Origin of the sequence: Geodermatophilus poikilotrophus (genome assembly GCF_900111455.1) — a bacterium.
In the GTDB taxonomy this organism is placed as follows: Bacteria; Actinomycetota; Actinomycetes; order Mycobacteriales; family Geodermatophilaceae; genus Geodermatophilus; species Geodermatophilus poikilotrophus.
In genome coordinates this window covers 104320-121297 of record NZ_FOIE01000001.1, presented here as the reverse complement: position 1 = coordinate 121297, position 16978 = coordinate 104320, and the positions used below count along the sequence as shown (strand labels likewise).

Here is a 16978-nt window from a genome sequence, read left to right as displayed (position 1 = left end):
TCAGATCGCACTGCACAGGCGGAAGGAGTCGAGCACGGCCGCGTGGATGTTGCGGCTGCTGACCGCATCGCCGACGCGGTAGATGCGGAACCGGCCGTCGTCGTTGTGGGTCGGCGACTGGGGCGACAGCGCCAGGAGCTCCCTGGTGTCGATCTCGCCGCAGTTGGTCGACGCGTCCACGAGTGCGTCGTACAGGTCGGTCACCGGTAGCGTCCCGTGCTCGATCACGATGGTGTCGGCGTACCGCTCGATCGACCGCCGAGCACCGTCCACGGCGAACGTCGCCTTGAGTCGTCCGTCCGATCGTTCGACGCGGACCAGGCGGTGAGCCGGCGTCACCGTCACGTCGTGCTCGGCGAGCATCTGCAGGTAGCCGGCCATCGTCAGCGCACCGACGTCGGGCGAGATGGTCCGCTCCGGCGTGACGAGTTCGACCGAGGCGGCGGCAGGCGCGACCATCTCGATGGCGTCGAGCGCCTGGTGCCCGCCGTGGTCGTCGTAGACGAGCACGGCGCCGGTGGGCTTGACCGCTCCCGACATCACGTCCCAGGAGTCGACGGCGAGGTGGCTGCCCTCGGCGACCCCGACGTCGGGCAGGCCGCCGGTCGCGACCACGACGACGTCGAAGTCCCCGCCGGCGAGCTCGTCCGGTTCCGCGAAGTGGTTGAGCTCCAGGTGGACACCGAGCCGCTTGCACTCCTCGATCCGCCAGTCGACGATCCCGATCAGGTCACGTCGCCGCGGGGACTTCGCGGCGAGGGCGATCTGGCCGCCCAGGCTCGGGTTCGCCTCGAAGAGGACGACCGTGTGTCCTCGCTCGGCGAGGGTCCGGGCGGCCTCCAGTCCCGCGGGTCCACCGCCGACGACGGCGACCTCCTTCCGCTCGGTCGCCTTGCGGACCGTGTGCGGGAGGTGCAGTTCCCGACCGGTCGACGGGTTGTGGGCGCACATGGCCGACCCGGAGCTGTAGATGCCGTCGATGCACATGTTGGCGCCGACACAGGGTCGGATCCGGTCCGTCTGCCGGGCTGCGACCTTGTTCGGCAGATGAGGGTCGGCGATCAGCGCCCGGGTCATCCCGACCAGGTCCACGAGGCCCTCCGTCACGGCGTACCGCGCCGTCGCCACGTCCCCGATCTTGGCGGCGTGCATGACCGGGACGTCGACGTTCTCCTTCACCCAGCCCGTGAACGCCAGGTGCGGCGCCGCCGGCGTGCCCATCGGGGGGATCATCTGCGCCAACTCGGCGTCGGTGTCGATGAACCCCTTGATCACGCTGAAGAAGTCGATGCCCGCACCGGTCAGCTCGTGCGCGATCCGCAGGGCCTCCTCCGTCCGGAGACCGTTCGTGCGGCCCTCGTCGAAGGTCATGCGCACGCCGACGACGAAGTCCTCCCCGACGGCGGCGCGGATGGCACGGACGACCTGCAGCGGGAAACGCATGCGGTTCTCGAACGATCCTCCGTACTCGTCCTCGCGGCGGTTCCGGGCCGGGGTCCAGAAGGCGTCCAGCAGGTGCCCGTACGCCATGAGCTCGATGCCGTCCAGCCCACCCTCCCTGCACCGCACGGCCGCGTCGGCGAAGTCACGGACGATGCGGTCGAGGTCCCACCGGTCGGCCGGCCGCGTGAACGCCCGGTGCGAGGACTCACGGAGGGCGCTGACCGACAGAGCCGGTAGCCAGTCGTGGGTGTAGTTGCTGGTCCGGTGGCCGAGGTGGGTCAGCTGGGTCATGACCGCGGTGCCGTGTTCGTGGACCTCGTCCGCGAGACGATGCAGCAGCGGGACCGCTTCGTCCTTGAACAGCTGCAGGTTGCCGAACGCCGGCGCGCTCTCCGGGCTGACGATGGCGCTGCCGCCGATCATCGTGAGCCCGACCCCGCCCCTCGCCTTCTCGACGTGGTAGGCCCGGTACCGGTCCCCGGGCAGCCCGTCCTCGCTGTACGCGGGTTCGTGGGACGTGCTGACGATCCGGTTGCGCAACGTGACGTTCTTGATCGTGAAGGGGCTCAGCAACGGGTCTGCAGACTGCATGGTGCCTCCAGGAGCAGCGGCGGCAGAGGGCGTCCTCGAGGCCGGCGGGCCCCGGTCGCGTCGGGAGGAAGAGTGCAGCGGCGTCCACCGGTCCGGTAGCACGACGTCGGGACCGGTACCGGGCGTGAGTCACCGAGTTACACTGCGCACCTACGGTCGAGGAGCCAGGTGGGCGATCCGGAGCTCGAGGCCCTGTCGCGGGACGTCGACGAGGCGGTCCGCGTGCGTGCACGGCTGGTGCAGGACGTGCTGTCGCTCGGGCCCGCGCGCGCCGCCCGGGAACACGGCGTCACCAGGCAGACCGCCGCGAAGTGGGCGCAGCGGTACCGCACGGGCGGGGCGGCACGGCTGAGCCGGCCCGCCCACCGACGCCGGACGACGCTGGAGCTGAGGCACGCCACCCTCACCGCGCCGCTGTGGATGCCCACCACCAAGTGGTCCAGTCGCTCCATCGCTGACGCTCTCGGCGTCAGCCAGTCCTTCGTGGCGCGCGCTTGGGAGGCCATGCGGGCCGGCACCGCGTTCAGCGCCGACCTGACCGCCGCGACGGCCGGGCGCCAGCCGGCGGTCCTCGGCCTCCTGGTGACGGCGGAGTACGCCGTCCTGGCCTGCCAGCTCACGGCCGTCCCCCGGGGGCAGGACCCCGCCCCACGGGCACGGGTCGACCCGGCGGTGCACCGGTCACTGCGCACCGTCCTGGCCTCCGAACTGGTGCGCCCTCAGGTCCCGGCGACCTCCCCCGCTGACACGAGGCCGTTCTGGGACGAGGTGGTGGACGCGGCCGACCCGGACGCGACCCTGATGACCCTCGCGTCCCAGGAGGCTCCCGTGCCGGCCGAGGTGTCGGTTCGAGGGGTGTGCCGGGACGTCGACGAGTGGCTGTCCCTCTTCCCGCTCCTCCTCGGCTGGGGGCCGCTCCTCCCGCCCGCGTCGGCACTGCAGCTGGAGGGCGAACTCCGCTCGTGGGCGCGGGGGCCCCGCCGCGCGTTCACCTGGGTGCGTCCCGCCACCGGGACGGCACGGAGCCGCGGATCCGCGGCCCGGTCCCCGGTGCGTCACCTCGGACCGGAACGAGCTCTCGCCGACGAGATCGTCGGAACGATCCGGCAGGGCATCGCGGAGGGCCGGATCGCCGGCGGGGACCGCGTCACCGAGCGCTTCCTGGCGGGTCGCTTGCGGACGTCGCGGGCCCAGGTCAGGACGGCGATGCGACTCCTGGAGCGGGACGGCCTGCTGACGATCACGACGGGGCACGCGGCGGTGGTCCCCGTCCTGACGAGGAGCGACGTCGTCGAGACGTACGCCGCTCGGCGAGCGCTGGGAGCCCTGGTGATCCGAGCCGCCGTCCGCTGGTCCCCGCAGGAACGGCAGTCGGTCGCGGAGTCGCTGGACGCGCTGGAGAGGTGCGCCGCGACCGGCGACGTCCACCGGACCGGCGAGGCGGACATCGCCTTCCAGAACACCCTCGCCGAAGCCTCGGGCCTGGTCCGCATCGCGCCCATGCTGGAGGTCCTGGCGGACCACCTGCGCGTGTTCATCGCCGTGATGGGGCTGGAGTACGCGTATCCGATCGACGCGATCGTGCGCGACGACCGCGCCATCTTCGAGGCCATCGACACCGGGGACGGTGAGGTCGCGGTGGAACGCTGGCGCCGCAAGATCGACGACGCCGCCACCTACATGCTCGGCCAGCTCCCCGCCACCAGATCACGGCCGAGCGGGAGCACGTGAGCGCGGGCGGAGGACGACCTGGCGACGAACACCCGGGCCACCGTGCCGTGGCGCGTCCTGGCCGGAGCCATCCGCCGTGAGGGCGGACCGCAGGGCGGCTGCTGCCGCCGGCTGACCGTTGACAGTGGTCCACGTAGCACTGTTTCGTGTGGCGCTACCGAAGCGCCGTGCGGAACGGAAGGTGTGCCATGAGCCCCGACGACCCCGAGCGCGCCGCCCCTGCCGCTCCCCGAGACCCCCGGGAGCACACCCGAGCCGTCGACGGCGACGTGACGGTCGAGGAGACGGTCCTCGTCACCCCCCGCTACGTCCACGCCGCGCCCGATGACGACCGGATGCACCCGCGAGCCGCCGACGTGGACCACCCGGTCGACAAGACCGTCTTCGTCTCCGGCCTCGCTGTGACCGTGGCGTTCGTGCTGTGGGGTGTGCTCTCGCCGACGTCGTTGGCCACGGCTGCCTCCTCGGTCCTGGCCAAGATGATCGACGCCACCGGCTGGGTGTACGTGCTCGTGACGGTCGGCTTCGTCGCACTCATGCTGCTGCTCGCGCTCTCGCGCTACGGGCGGATCCGGTTGGGCCGCGACGACGAGCGGCCGGAGTTCAGCACCGTCTCGTGGATCTCGATGATGTTCGCCACCGGGATGGGCATCGGGCTGATCTTCTGGGGCGTCGCCGAGCCGCTGTCGCACCTGCTCACGCCGCCGTTGGGGCTCGCCGAGGCCGCGACGCCGGAGTCCGCCCAGCTCGGCATGGAGTACACGATCTTCCACTGGGGCCTGCACCCGTGGGCGCTGTACGGCGTGGTCGGGCTCGCCCTGGCCTACGCGACGTTCCGCAAGGGCCTGCCCAACCTGCTCAGCTCGATCGTCTTCCCGCGGAAGGACCCCGCGCACCCTGCCCGCCGGGCCGTCGACATCTTCGGCCTGTTCATCACCACCTTCGGGGCGGCCACGTCCCTGGGCCTGGGCGCCCTGCAGATCAACAGCGGGCTGACGCGGGTCTTCGACGCCCCCCAGAGCAACACCGTCTCCATCGTGGTGATCGTCGTGCTGACCGCCCTGTTCGTGGTGTCGGCGGTCAGCGGGACCGAGCGCGGCGTCAAGTGGATGGCGAACATCAACGCCGGGTTGGCCGTCGGGATCCTGCTCTTCGTGTTCGCCTTCGGGCCCACGATCTTCCTGATGAACACCTTCGTCGAGTCCTTCGGCGGCTACCTGGCCCACTTCGTGCCCATGTCGTTCCGCACCGGTGCCAACGGTGGCGGCGAGTGGCTCGCCGGCTGGACGATCTTCTACTGGGCGTGGTGGATGTCGTGGGCCCCGTTCGTGGGCACCTTCATGGCCCGGATCTCCCGGGGACGCACCATCCGCGAGTTCGTGATCTGCGTGTTGATCGTCCCGACGCTCGTCAGCACGGTCTGGTTCGTGGTGATGGGTGGCACCGCCATCCGGTTCCAGCTGAGCGGGGTCACCGACATGGCCGGCTCGCTGGCCACGGGTGTCGAGAACACCCTGTTCACGTTGCTCGACGCGCTGCCGTTCTCGACCCTCACCGCGGTGCTCGTCGTCGTCCTGATCATGCTGTTCTACGTCGCCGGCGCCGACGCGGCGTCCCTGGTGCTCGGGATGCTCTCCCAGGGCGGCTCGCTGCACCCCCGGACCTGGCTGGTGGTGACCTGGGGATCGATGATCGGCGCGGTCGCGATCGCCCTGCTGCTCGCCGGGGGTCTGGACGCGATCCAGACCACGGTCATCGTGTTCGGCGTCCCGTTCCTGGTCGTCATGCTCGGTGTCTGCTACAGCCTGCTCAAGCAACTGCGCAGCGAGCCGGTGGTCACCACCGTCCCGCCCGGTGTCCGCACGGTGGTCGCGGAGATGCGACAGGGCACGGTCTCCCAACCCGACCCCGCCCGGCAGCCGACCCCGGCCGACCCGGAGAACGGCGTCGCCGCTCCCACCCGCGAACCGGCGGCGTCACAGACACCGACCTGACGAGCGCAGCGCCCAGCGTGCGTCGGCGGGCCGTGCCGCCGGACCTGATCGGCCCCTGCCCGCACTCCTGCTGCGGGGAGCCGCTCGTGACCGGCACACCGGGCCCGTCGTCCCGCCAGGCCACCAGGACCGGGTACGACGTCCCGCGGTCGGCAGCGGGGACACCGGCCGAGCCGGTGTCCCCGCTGCCGCACCTCGGGACGTGGACGGCGACGAGCTGATCGGTCCTCGGGCCTGCGGAGCGAGCCCAGGGCCGAGCCGAGCCGTTCGCAGCGGCGGTGGCCGACGTGCTGCAGGAGCGTGCGGTCCACGGCGCCCGGACCGGGGTGGACCGACTCGACGCGTACGGGCTCCTGCTCTCCCGACGGCCGGCCTGCACCTCCGACCGTCGCACCACGACGAGCACCTGTCCGGGCGGTCGACGGGCTCCCGAGCCCTTGACTCCCCTCGAGGCATCGTGCTCCACTCACCAGGTGGGCAGGTCCATCCACTCAGTGGTCACCACGACGCCGGGCCGACACCCGAGCAGGTCCACGCCGCACCAGCAGAGATCGAGAGCTCGTCCCCTCCCAGGAGACGCACCATGACCATGCAGCTCGAGCGCCCCACCGGTCACGACCTGGTCGACCTGGTGGCGCGTCGCGTTCCCGGGTACAGCCTGGAGGCGCCCTTCTACACGAGCCAGGAGGTCTTCGACCTGGACCTGCGCGCGATCTTCGCCGGGCACTGGCTCTTCGCGGCGGCCGAGGCGGAACTCCCCGAACCGGGCGACTTCGTCACCGTCGCGGTGGGCGGCTACTCCGTGATCATCGTCCGGGACGACGACGACGAGGTGCGCGCCTTCCACAACGTGTGCCGGCACCGGGGATCGCGGCTGCTCGACGACGTACGGGGCAGCGTGGGGAACCTCGTCTGCCCGTACCACCACTGGACCTACGGCGTCGACGGTCGCCTGATGCACGCCGACAACCAGCCGGCCTCGTTCGACCGCAGCTGCTTCGGCCTGAGGCCGGTGCACGTGCGCAGCACCGGCGGTCTGGTGTTCCTGTGCCTCGCCGACGACCCACCGGCCGACTTCGACGAGGTCGCCGCGCGCATCGAGCCCTTTCTGGCCCCGTACGGGCTGAGCCGGGCGAAGATCGCCCACCAGGACGACATCGTCGAGACCGGCAACTGGAAGCTCGTCATGGAGAACAACCGCGAGTGCTACCACTGCGACGGCCACCCCGAGCTGCTGAGCGCCTACTTCCCCCTGTTCGGTTACTCCGCCGAGGACGTCCCGCCGCGGCTGCGGCCCGTCCACCAGCGCTACACCCAGGCCGCCGCCGCACTCCGGTCGGCGTGCGTCCGGCAGGGCTTCCCCCTCGAGGGAGCGCGGGAGCTCGACACCCGTGCCACGGGCTTCCAGCTCTCCCACGCCCCCCTCGACGGTGCCGGCAAGTCGTTCAACACGAACGGCGAGTCGGTGTGCGGCAGGCTGATGGGATCCGTGACCACGGACCGCTTCGGTGACCTGTCCCTGCACATGCAGCCGAACTCGTGGTTCCACCTGCTGGCCGACCACGCGGTGCTGTTCTCCGTGCTGCCGCTCGCGCCGGACCGGACCCTGCTGCGGACGACGTGGCTGGTCCACCCGGACGCGGTCGAGGGCGTGGACTACGACGTGGCCACCCTGACCAGGGTCTGGCAGGCGACGAACCAGCAGGACGGGGTCCTGGTGGCCCGCACCCAGGAGGGCGTCGCGGACCCCGGCTACCAGCCGGGCCCGTACTCGACGGTCGAGGGGGACGTCGAGGCCTTCGTGACCTGGTACGTCTCCCGGCTGGCCGCTCACCTGTCCCGCTAGGGACGCACGGACGGTCGGGGCCGCAGAACCGCAGAGGTGGGACATGGACGAGACGGACGACCGGACCAGGCCATCGGCCCTGCCGGGCCCGGGGTCACGTGGCCGCACGGCGACCGGTGACGAGGGAGCCAAGCTCAACCAGTCGGTCAGGAAGGCGATCACACTGCTCCGCGCGACCGCCGACGACGACAGGGCCAACGTGTCGTCGCTGGCCCGGGCCGCCGGGCTCCCGCGGGCCACGGCGCTCCGGATGATCCAGACGCTGGAGCAGGAGGGCTTCCTCCTCCGGGTAGCCGGTGACGACCGGGTGCTCCTGGGGCCGGAACTGCTGCGCCTCGCCCGGAACACCGACGAAGGGCTCCTCCTGCTGGAAGCCGCTCGCCCGGTCATCGCCGAGCTGGTGGCCGCGGTCAGGGAGACCGGGACGCTGAGCGTGGTGGCCTCCGACGGGGGCCTGGACCTCGTGCACCAGGTCGACGCACCGCACCACCTCCGACCGGGATCCTGGGTCGGACAACGGTTCCCGCTCCACGCCAGCGCCAGCGGCAAGGTGCTGCTCGCCACGTTCGACGACGAGCAGCTCGAGCGCTTCCTGCGCGAGCCGCTCGCTCGTCTCACGCCGGCGACGATCGTGACGGCCGACGAGCTGCGCGCCGACCTCGGCCGCGTCCGCGAGCGCGGGCACGCCTTCTCCGTCGACGAGGCGGAAGAAGGCCTGTCCGGCGTCGCCACGGGCATCTACGGACAGGCGGACGAGCTCGTCGGCGTCCTCACCGTCAGCGGCCCCACGCAGCGACTCGACGGGCGCCGGGCGCGATCCGCGGCCGACCACCTGGCGCGCGCGGCCGGCCGCATCGAGTCAGCACTCCACCGGGACCGGGAGCGCGCCCGCGCCCTCTGAGCCGACGCCGTGCGGACCCGCACGCGGCGGCGCGACCCGGGCCTGCGCCCGACGCCCCACACCCGACCCGTCGCCGGCCGACACCCCGGTGACCGACCCCGTACGTCGAGAGGCTCCACGATGACCGCGCGCCCCAGCCCCGTGGCGGTACCGGACGCAGTCCCGCCGGCCCCTGCTGCTGGGCAGGTCGGCCTGACAGCCCACCCGTCCGTGCTGCCGGTCTGGGGCGAGACGGACAACTGCACGCTGGTGTGCCGGCAGGTCCTCGACATCACCCACGACGTCAAGACGTTCCTCTTCGAGTCCGAGGAACCCGCGCTGTTCCACTACGACCCGGGCCAGTTCATCACCCTGCGACTGCAGATCGGCGGCCGCCCGATCGACCGGTGCTACACGATCTCCACGCCACCGACGCGGCCCCACCTGATCGGGATCACGGTCAAGCGCCAGCCCGGAGGGCTCGTCTCCACCTGGCTGCACGACACCATGGGCCCCGGGCAGCGCGTCTCGGCCGACGGACCGTTCGGGCTGTTCTCGGCCGCCCGGCACCCGGCAGCCAAGTACCTGTTCCTGTCCGCGGGCAGCGGCATCACCCCGCTCATGTCCATGACGCGCACGTTGCACGACCTCGGCGCGGACACCGACGTCCTGTTCGTGCACAGCGCCCGGACGCCGTCCGACATCATCTTCCGGCGCGAGCTCGACGTGATGGCGAGCGTGGCGCCGACCATCCGCGTCGCCCACGTCTGCGAGCGGGACTCCCCTCGGGAGCCGTGGGTCGGGCTCCGGGGCTTCCTGACCGACGAGATGCTGCGGGTGCTCGCCCCCGACCTCCACGAGCGCGAGGTGTTCTGCTGCGGACCCGCCCCGTACATGGCCGCGGTCCGTCGGATGCTCGTCGCGGCAGGCTTCGACATGACGCGGTACCACGAGGAGTCGTTCTCGTTCGAGGACCTCATGGTGGAGGCGGCTCCCGAACCGGCGGACCCCGCGGGTGCCGACGGATCCCGGCCGTCGAGCGCTGGGGCACGGCCCGTCGTCTTCTCGGTCGAGTTCGTCCGCAGCGGTCGCACGTTCCCCTGCGGCGCCGACGAGAACGTCCTGGACGCCGCGTGGGAGGCTGGGTTGACCCCTCCCTCGTCGTGCGGCCAGGGGATGTGCGGCACCTGCAAGACGACCGTGCTCTCGGGCACCGTGGACATGCAGCACCAGGGTGGGATCCGGCCGCGCGAGATCGCGCAGGACAAGCTGCTCATCTGCTGCTCCAAGCCGCTCAGCGACCTGCGGATCGACGCCTGACCCGCCCGTCCGCACAGGTGACCGGCCCAGCGCCGGCCTCCCTGCGCTGAAGCGGCCGCTGCCTAAGCTGGCGGCGTGTTCTTCCTCTTCGGTCTCGGCACCAAGCAGCAGGACCTGGGCTCCGGGGAGGTCCGCACCTGCCCGCGCTGCGGCAACACCACGCAGTGGGCGCGCGTCCGGCAGGTCAGGCAGTTCACGGTGTTCTTCGTGCCGATCGCCCGGTGGGGACGTCGGCAGCTCGAGATCTGCGGGATCTGCGGCACCGCCGTCGAGGTCTGAGCACGGTCGCCGCCAGTGCAGTCGGCGGCCGCCCGGCTCGTGGCCTCCCTGCCTCCGGGAGGCGCACCGCGTCCACCGCCGGACCAGGACCGCCGCCCGAGCACCTTCCCACGGGTGTGACCGGGGTCACTCTCCAGTAGAGTCGCCTCCTCGCAGCCACCCGAGCGCCCGCCGACCCCCGGAACGGGGAACGCGATGGTCAACCGCGTGCTCATGTGGGCCGCCGCCAGCCCGAGGCTCCAGCGGCAGGTGACGCAGAACCCGGTCGCCCGCCGGGCCGCGCACCGGTTCGTCGCGGGAGAGCGCCTCGACGAGGCGCTCGACGCGGCTGCGGCGCTCGCTTCCCGGGGGATCGGCAGCATCCTCGACCTGCTCGGGGAGGGGGTCACCGATCTGTCCGGCGCGGGCGCCGCCGTCGCGGAGTACGAGGCGGCGGCGAAGGCGATCGCCGCGCGCGGCCTGGACGCCCGGATCTCCATCAAGCTCTCCCAGCTGGGCCAGACCGTGGACCGGGATGCCTGCGTGGCGAACCTGACCGAGATCCTCGACCAGGCCGCGGCCGTGGGCGTCCCCGTCGAGATCGACATGGAGGACAGCAGCCTGGTCCCCGACACGGTGGCGCTCTTCCGGGACGCCGCGACCGCGCACCCGCAGACCCGGCTCGCCGTGCAGGCAGCGCTCCGCCGCACCCCGGTGGACCTGGAGGCACTGGCGTCCTTGCGGCCGCGGGTCCGGCTGGTGAAGGGCGCCTACGCCGAGCCCCTCGAGCACGCCCACCAGGGCAAGGCCGAGATCAGGGCCCAGTACCGGTACCTCACCGACTGGCTGTTCGAGCACGGCTCCGATCCCGCGTTCGGGACGCACGACGACGAGCTCGTCGCCCACGCGCACCAGGCCGCCGCCAGGGCCGGCAAGGGGCCGCAGGAGTACGAGTTCCAGTTCCTCTACGGCATCCGCCGCGACCTCCAGCAGGAACTCGTGGACAGCGGTCACCGGGTCCGCGTGTACATCCCGTTCGGTTCCGCCTGGTACCCGTACCTGACCCGCCGGATGGCCGAGCGCCCCGCCAACCTGCTGTTCTTCCTGCGCGCCCTCGTCGGTCGATGAACCGCCAGACACAAGGAGCGTGATCACGGTGTTCGACGCCGTCACCCAGGTGCCCCCTCCGGTCAACGAGCCGGTCCACGACTTCGCCCCCGGCAGCGCCGAGCGAGCAGCGCTGGAGGAGACCCTGAAGCAGGTCGCCGCCGAGCGCGTCGACCTGACCATGGCGATCGGCGGCGAGCAGCGGGCCGGCCGCGGCAAGCCCATCGACGTCGTCCAGCCGCACCGCAAGGACGCCGTCCTCGGCACGATGCGCAACGCGACGCCGGAGGACGTCGCCGACGCCGTGGAGGCCGCCCGCGCCGCCGCCCCCGCGTGGCGGCGGATGTCCTACGACGACCGCGCCGCGGTCTTCCTCAAGGCCGCCGAGCTGCTGGCCGGGCCGTGGCGGCACACGCTCAACGCGGCCACGATGCTCGGGCAGAGCAAGACCTGCTACCAGGCCGAGATCGACACGCCCTGCGAGCTGGTGGACTTCTGGCGGTTCAACGTCCACTTCGGCCGGCAGATCCTCGAGGAGCAGCCGCAGAGCTCACCGGGCGTCTGGAACCGCTTCGACCACCGGCCGCTCGAGGGCTTCGTGCTGGCCATCACGCCGTTCAACTTCACCGCGATCGCGGGCAACCTGCCCACCGCGCCGGCGCTGATGGGCAACACGGTGATCTGGAAGCCCTCCCCCACCCAGCAGCTGGCCGCGCACCACACGATGCGGGTGCTGGAGGAGGCCGGTCTGCCGCCCGGGGTGATCAACATGGTCACCGGGGACGGCCGGGCGGTCAGCGAGGTCGCACTGGTCCACCCCGACCTGGCCGGCATCCACTTCACCGGCTCCAGCGCGACCTTCGGGCACCTGTGGCGGACGGTAACGGAGAACCTGACCGGCTACCGGGCCTACCCCCGGCTCGTCGGCGAGACCGGCGGCAAGGACTTCGTGATCGCGCACCCCTCCGCCGACGTCGACGTGCTGCGCACCGCCCTGGTGCGCGGGGCGTTCGAGTTCCAGGGCCAGAAGTGCTCCGCGGCCTCCCGCGCCTACATCCCCCGCTCGGTGTGGAACCGGCTCCGCGATCCGTTCCTGGAGGAGGTCGAGGGCATGCCGATGGGCGACATCACCGACTTCTCCCTGTTCCTGGGTGCGGTCATCGACCAGCGGTCGTACGACAAGCTCACCGGCGTCCTGGACCGGGTCCGCGGCGAGGACGGCGTGGACATCCTGGCCGGGGGCACCACCGACGACAGCGAGGGCTTCTTCGTCCGGCCCACGCTGGTACAGGCGGACAACCCCGACCACGAGGTGTTCACCACCGAGTACTTCGGCCCGATCCTCGGGGTGTTCGTCTACGACGACGCCGACTACGACCGCGTCGTCCAGCAGGCCGCCGACGCCGCCCCGTACGGGCTCACCGGCTCGATCATCGCCCAGGACCGCGCCGCGATCGTCGAGGCCATGGAGGTGCTGCGGTTCTCCGCCGGCAACTTCTACGTCAACGACAAGCCCACCGGCGCCGTCGTCGGGCAGCAGCCCTTCGGCGGCGCCCGGGCCAGCGGAACCAACGACAAGGCCGGCTCGCCGCTGAACCTGCTGCGCTGGGTGTCGCCCCGGTCGATCAAGGAGAGCTTCGTGCCGCCCACCGACTACCGGTACCCGCACATGGGCTGACGCCGGCGCGCCCCCGGTCGCCGCCACCGGCGGCCGGGGGCGCGGCGGTCACGGCGCCTCGTTGGGATAGCCCTCCTCGTCCATCCGCCGGATGACGCGGGGGTCGAGCCGCCCCTCCCCCACGGCGGCGTCGACCTCGACGTCGACGACGGCGCCGTGCTCGTGCATCCACTGGTCGGCGCGGGACTCAGCGGCGACCCCCTCCTCGGTCACGTGGGCCTCGCCGATGGCCCTGCGCCGGACGGCGTAGGCGACGAGCACGAGCGCCCAGGCCAGCAGGCTGAGCAGGAGCTGCGACCGGGTGCTCTCCCGGACGAACATCTGCACGAGGATCGCGACGATCGCGGCCGCCGTGAGCAGGGTCAGGACGGGGTAGAACCACATCTTCACCCGCAGCCGCTCCGGCGGGATCGTCGGCCGCATCCGCAGCTGCGAGAGGCTGATCAGCAGGTAGACGAACAGGATGATCGCGCCGGAGGAGTTCAGCAGGAACAGGAAGACCGTGTCCGGCGAGACGTAGGCCGCGATCACGCAGAGGAACCCGACGACGCTGGACGAGAGGATCGCCCACGCGGGCACACCACGCCGGTTGATCGAGAGCATCCGGCCGGGTGCCTCGTGCCGGGCGGCGAGCACGAACAGCATGCGGGAGGCCGTGTAGAGGCCGGAGTTCAGGCAGGACAGGACGGCGGTGAGCACGACCGCGTTCATGATGTCGGCCGCCGCCGGGATGCCCATCTCCTCCATCGCGGCGACGTACGGCGAGTCACCGAGCTCCGTGGAGTTCCACGGCAGGATGGTGGCCAGCAGGAAGATGGAGCCGACGTAGAAGATCAGGATCCGGAAGACGACGGAGTTCGTCGCCCGCGCGATCCCCCGTTCCGGCTCGTCGGACTCCGCGGCGGCGATGGTGGCGATCTCGGCGCCGACCATCGAGAAGACCACGATGACGATGCCCGAGAAGAGCGTGCTGACGCCGTTGGGAAACAGTCCGCCGTGCTCGGTGAGGTTCGAGAAGTCGAGGTCGCGGCCCGGCCACAGTCCCAGGACGAACAGCGCGCCGAGGCTGATGAACGTGATGATCGCCAGGACCTTGACGCCGGCGAACCAGTACTCGAACTCCCCGTAGGAGGCCACCGAGAACAGGTTGGTCGCCGTCATGAGCACCATCAGGACGAGCGCCATGATCCACAGCGGGACGTCGGGCAGCCAGCGCTGCAGGATGGCCGCCCCGGCCACGGCCTCGAAGCCGACCACGATCACCCAGAAGTACCAGTACAGCCAGCCCACGCTGAAGCCGGCCCAGCCGCCGAGCGACTGCCGGGCGTAATCGGCGAAGGACCCCGTCGAGGGGTTGGCCACCGCCATCTCCCCGAGCATCCGCATGACCATGACGATCAGGACGCCGGTGAGGGCGTAGGTCAGGAACGCCCCGGGACCGACCTCACCGATGATCGCGCCGGAGCCGACGAACAGGCCCGCGCCGATGACACCGCCGATCGCGATCATCGTGAGGTGCCGCTGCTTGAGGCCCTTGTGGAGGTTGCCGTTCGCGGAGGGGCCGTGTGCCATGTCCGCTCCCTCGTGTGAGTACGAGTGGGTGGGGGTCAGGCGTGAACTCGCAAGAAGCATGGGGGGGCCATCAGCACCGCGCTACTACAACGACTCCGCTCGGTGACGCGGCATGCGCGTGCACCGCCCGGCGCGCGGGCGGGCCGCCCAGGAGGACCTGCTGGTGCGCGTGCACCGGTCGCCGGGCGCCCGGCCTCCTCACCCGCGGCGGCGGGTCAGGCCTTCCAGGCCGTCGTCTCGTCGAGGGCCACCAGGGCGGCAGCCTGGGCCTCGGTGAGGTCGCCGGAGCAGGTCCACTCGGTGCGCAGGTGCCTCCGTGCGGCCTGCGGGGAGCTCAGCCGGTGGCTGTCCGGGGACCAGGAGTCGAGGAGCACCAGGCTGCGCACCAGGCGCCAGGTCCAGCCCGGTGCGGCTGCCGATCCGGACGTCCCGTCCGCCGGCCCGGCCGGGGTCTGCCCTGGCCCGGAGGGACCGGACCCGGTGGTGCCGAGGTCTTCGGGTTCGCTGGACACTGTCGCTCTTCTGCGCTTCTCGTCGGTGTGGTGGAACGCCGGAGACGGGTCGGCGTCTCGACGGCTGCCTCCACCGTACGACCGCGCTGGGCGTCCGGGTCGCACGTCGGGGCGTGACGGTCCGCACGCCCCGGTCCCACCACCGGCGGCACCACGTGTGCGCCCGCCCCCACCACGCCATCGGAGCAGTCCGGCCCCGTTTCCGGCGCCGTGGCCCGACCGCGGCTGGCCGGGTCAGACGATGCGCGTCTGGACGTGCACCTCCTCGGGGGCGGTGTGGGTCATCGCGACGACCAGGTCGAGAGCCATCTCCTCGATGTCGTCGACGCTGTCGGCCCGGGTCGTACCGACACCCGGGACGTCGATGACCCAGTGGTCGCCCTCGCAGATCGCGGTCGCGGTGTAGCTGGCCATCGGTCCTCCTCGGTCCGGTCGACGGTGGTGCGGCGCCCGTCAGGGTCCCGTGCGCGGCGCGGGGGTCGCTCCGGAGCCCAGGCGCACGTTGACCTGCTTGGTCTGGGTGAAGCCGGCGATCATGCCCTCGAGGGACACCTCCCGGCCGATCCCGCTCTGCTTGTAGCCGCCGTAGGACTGGCCGACGACCTGTCCCCCGCCCTGGTTGACCTGCACCCAGCCGGCCTCGAGGCGGTGCGCGGTGGTGATCGCCAGGTCGATGTCGTGGCTCCAGACGTAGGCCCCCAGTCCGTAGGCGGTGTCGTTGGCCATGCGGACGACGTCGTCGACGTCGGTCCAGGCGATGGCGACGACGACGGGGCCGAAGATCTCCTCGCGGGCGAGCCGGAAGCTGTTGTCGCCGCCGGAGAACAGCGTGGGCACGTGGAAGAACCCCTCGGCCAGCGGACCGCTCTCCGGTGGCAGCCCGCCCACCTCGACGTGCAGCGCGGGATTGGCCAGCCCGTCCTCCAGGTAGCCCCGGATCGAGTCGAACTGGGTCTCGTTGATGACCGCGCCGATGTCGCTGGCCTCGTCGAGCGGGTCCCCGACCGTCATCGCACCCAGCCGCTCGCTCAGCCGGGCCAGCACCTCGTCGTGGACCTCGCGGTGCAGGAAGAGCCGCGAGCCGGCGGTGCAGCTCTGGCCCTGGCGGCTGATCCGCGAGGACAGCACCAGCCCCTCGATCAGCTCGTCGGTCACCGCACCGGGGAACACGATCGACGGGTTCTTGCCGCCCAGCTCCAGGGACAGGTGGGCCAGCCGCTCCCCTGCCTTGGCGGCGATGCCCCGCCCCACCTCGGTGGAGCCGGTGAAGGAGATCTTGTCGACGCCGGGGTGCTCGACCAGGGCGTTGCCCGCGGCCCGGCCGGTACCGGTGACCACGTTGAGGACGCCCGGGGGCAGGAACTCCTCGCACACCTCGGCCATCAGCAGGATCGACAGCGGGGCGTCCTCGGCGGCCTTGAGCACGATGGTGTTCCCCGCGGCCAGGGCGGCCGGGACCTTGAACCCGGCGATCATCAGCGGCGAGTTCCACGGCAGGATCGCGCCGACCACCCCCAGCGGCTCCTGCCGCGTGTACTGCAGCTGCGACGCCCCGGCCGGCAGGGTCGTGCCCTTGACCTCACCGGCGACCCCGCCGAAGTAGCGGAACAGGTCGACCAGCAGCGCCGCCTCCGGTCGCGCCTGGGTGCGCAGCGCGTTCCCGGTGTCGGCAGCGGTGACCCGGGCGAGCTCCTCGCCGCGGCCCTCGAGGGCGTCGGCGATCCTCAGCAGCACCCGTTGGCGCTCCGTGAAGTGCTGGTCGCGCCAGGCGGGGAACGCCTCCCGGGCGGCGGTCACGGCACGGTCGACGTCGGTGGCGCTGCCGCGCGGGACGCGCGCGAGGACGTGGCCGCGGCGACCCGGGCTGGTGATCTCACGCCACTCGCTGTCGGCGGCCTCGACCCAGTTCCCGCCGATCAGCATCAGCCGGGTAGGCGGGGACGTCGCGCCGGAGGGCGGGCTCAGGACGCTCTGCTCGGACATGGACTGCTCCAGTGCCTCGGTGGGGCGGGGTCGGCCGGCCGAGCCGGGCCGCTCGGTGTGCCG

At 71.8% G+C, this 16978-nt stretch carries 14 protein-coding genes; 9 read left to right on the top strand and 5 right to left on the bottom strand.

Annotated elements, in window-relative coordinates:
• Nucleotides 1-2034 carry an oxidoreductase gene (locus BMW27_RS00520; protein WP_091437545.1) on the bottom strand — a complete coding sequence of 678 codons (2034 nt, stop codon included), beginning with the start codon at nt 2032-2034 and terminating at the stop codon, nt 1-3.
• Between the two features lie 168 nt (nt 2035-2202).
• Between BMW27_RS00520 and BMW27_RS00515 the strand changes: the two genes are divergently transcribed.
• The 9 genes from BMW27_RS00515 (at nt 2203) to pruA (ending at nt 12848) form a co-directional block, all read left to right on the top strand.
• Complete coding sequence (locus tag BMW27_RS00515) at nt 2203-3765, top strand: FCD domain-containing protein (RefSeq protein ID WP_091437542.1); 1563 nt, start codon at nt 2203-2205, stop codon at nt 3763-3765.
• A 188-nt stretch (nt 3766-3953) separates the two neighbouring features.
• On the top strand, nt 3954-5759 hold the full coding sequence (locus BMW27_RS00510) for a BCCT family transporter (RefSeq protein WP_091437540.1): 1806 nt from the start codon (nt 3954-3956) through the stop codon (nt 5757-5759).
• 86 nt (nt 5760-5845) lie between these two features.
• Entirely contained in the window at nt 5846-5980 is a 135-nt protein-coding gene (locus BMW27_RS24225; protein WP_281244734.1) for a hypothetical protein, read from the top strand.
• A gap of 362 nt (nt 5981-6342) precedes the next feature.
• Entirely contained in the window at nt 6343-7605 is a 1263-nt protein-coding gene (locus BMW27_RS00500; protein WP_091437535.1) for an aromatic ring-hydroxylating oxygenase subunit alpha, read from the top strand.
• Nucleotides 7606-7648: 43 nt separating this feature from the next.
• Nucleotides 7649-8506 carry an IclR family transcriptional regulator gene (locus BMW27_RS00495; RefSeq protein ID WP_091437532.1) on the top strand — a complete coding sequence of 286 codons (858 nt, stop codon included), beginning with the start codon at nt 7649-7651 and terminating at the stop codon, nt 8504-8506.
• A 210-nt stretch (nt 8507-8716) separates the two neighbouring features.
• Complete coding sequence (locus BMW27_RS00490) at nt 8717-9805, top strand: FAD-binding oxidoreductase (RefSeq protein ID WP_245743233.1); 1089 nt, start codon at nt 8717-8719, stop codon at nt 9803-9805.
• Between the two features lie 75 nt (nt 9806-9880).
• Nucleotides 9881-10084 (top strand): zinc-ribbon domain-containing protein, encoded by a 204-nt coding sequence (locus BMW27_RS00485; protein ID WP_091437527.1) that lies wholly within the window; start codon nt 9881-9883, stop codon nt 10082-10084.
• A gap of 195 nt (nt 10085-10279) precedes the next feature.
• Complete coding sequence (locus BMW27_RS00480) at nt 10280-11191, top strand: proline dehydrogenase family protein (protein ID WP_091437524.1); 912 nt, start codon at nt 10280-10282, stop codon at nt 11189-11191.
• Between the two features lie 19 nt (nt 11192-11210).
• Entirely contained in the window at nt 11211-12848 is a 1638-nt protein-coding gene (pruA, locus tag BMW27_RS00475) for an L-glutamate gamma-semialdehyde dehydrogenase (protein ID WP_245743232.1), read from the top strand.
• A 48-nt stretch (nt 12849-12896) separates the two neighbouring features.
• On the opposite strand, the gene BMW27_RS00470 is transcribed toward pruA, so the two are convergent.
• The 4 genes from BMW27_RS00470 to BMW27_RS00455 form a co-directional block, all read right to left on the bottom strand.
• The gene (locus BMW27_RS00470; RefSeq protein ID WP_091437522.1) at nt 12897-14420 is read right to left on the bottom strand and encodes an amino acid permease; all 1524 of its coding nucleotides are present in this window, start codon (nt 14418-14420) and stop codon (nt 12897-12899) included.
• A gap of 215 nt (nt 14421-14635) precedes the next feature.
• On the bottom strand, nt 14636-14932 hold the full coding sequence (locus BMW27_RS00465; protein WP_091437520.1) for a hypothetical protein: 297 nt from the start codon (nt 14930-14932) through the stop codon (nt 14636-14638).
• 234 nt (nt 14933-15166) lie between these two features.
• Nucleotides 15167-15346, bottom strand: a complete 180-nt coding sequence (locus tag BMW27_RS00460) for a hypothetical protein (protein WP_091437518.1) — start codon at nt 15344-15346, stop codon at nt 15167-15169.
• Nucleotides 15347-15385: 39 nt separating this feature from the next.
• Nucleotides 15386-16915 carry an aldehyde dehydrogenase family protein gene (locus BMW27_RS00455; RefSeq protein WP_091439644.1) on the bottom strand — a complete coding sequence of 510 codons (1530 nt, stop codon included), beginning with the start codon at nt 16913-16915 and terminating at the stop codon, nt 15386-15388.
• Nucleotides 16916-16978: the final 63 nt, after the last annotated feature.

Bases quoted from the DNA above. Each gene is read 5' to 3' on its own strand.
- BMW27_RS00520 (WP_091437545.1), bottom strand. From the start codon at position 2,034: ATGCAGTCTGCAGACCCGTTGCTGAGCCCCTTCACGATCAAGAACGTC.
- BMW27_RS00510 (WP_091437540.1), top strand. From the start codon at position 3,954: ATGAGCCCCGACGACCCCGAGCGCGCCGCCCCTGCCGCTCCCCGAGAC.
- BMW27_RS00500 (WP_091437535.1), top strand. From the start codon at position 6,343: ATGACCATGCAGCTCGAGCGCCCCACCGGTCACGACCTGGTCGACCTG.
- BMW27_RS00495 (WP_091437532.1), top strand. From the start codon at position 7,649: ATGGACGAGACGGACGACCGGACCAGGCCATCGGCCCTGCCGGGCCCG.
- BMW27_RS00480 (WP_091437524.1), top strand. From the start codon at position 10,280: ATGGTCAACCGCGTGCTCATGTGGGCCGCCGCCAGCCCGAGGCTCCAG.
- BMW27_RS00470 (WP_091437522.1), bottom strand. From the start codon at position 14,420: ATGGCACACGGCCCCTCCGCGAACGGCAACCTCCACAAGGGCCTCAAG.
- BMW27_RS00460 (WP_091437518.1), bottom strand. From the start codon at position 15,346: ATGGCCAGCTACACCGCGACCGCGATCTGCGAGGGCGACCACTGGGTC.
- BMW27_RS00455 (WP_091439644.1), bottom strand. From the start codon at position 16,915: ATGTCCGAGCAGAGCGTCCTGAGCCCGCCCTCCGGCGCGACGTCCCCG.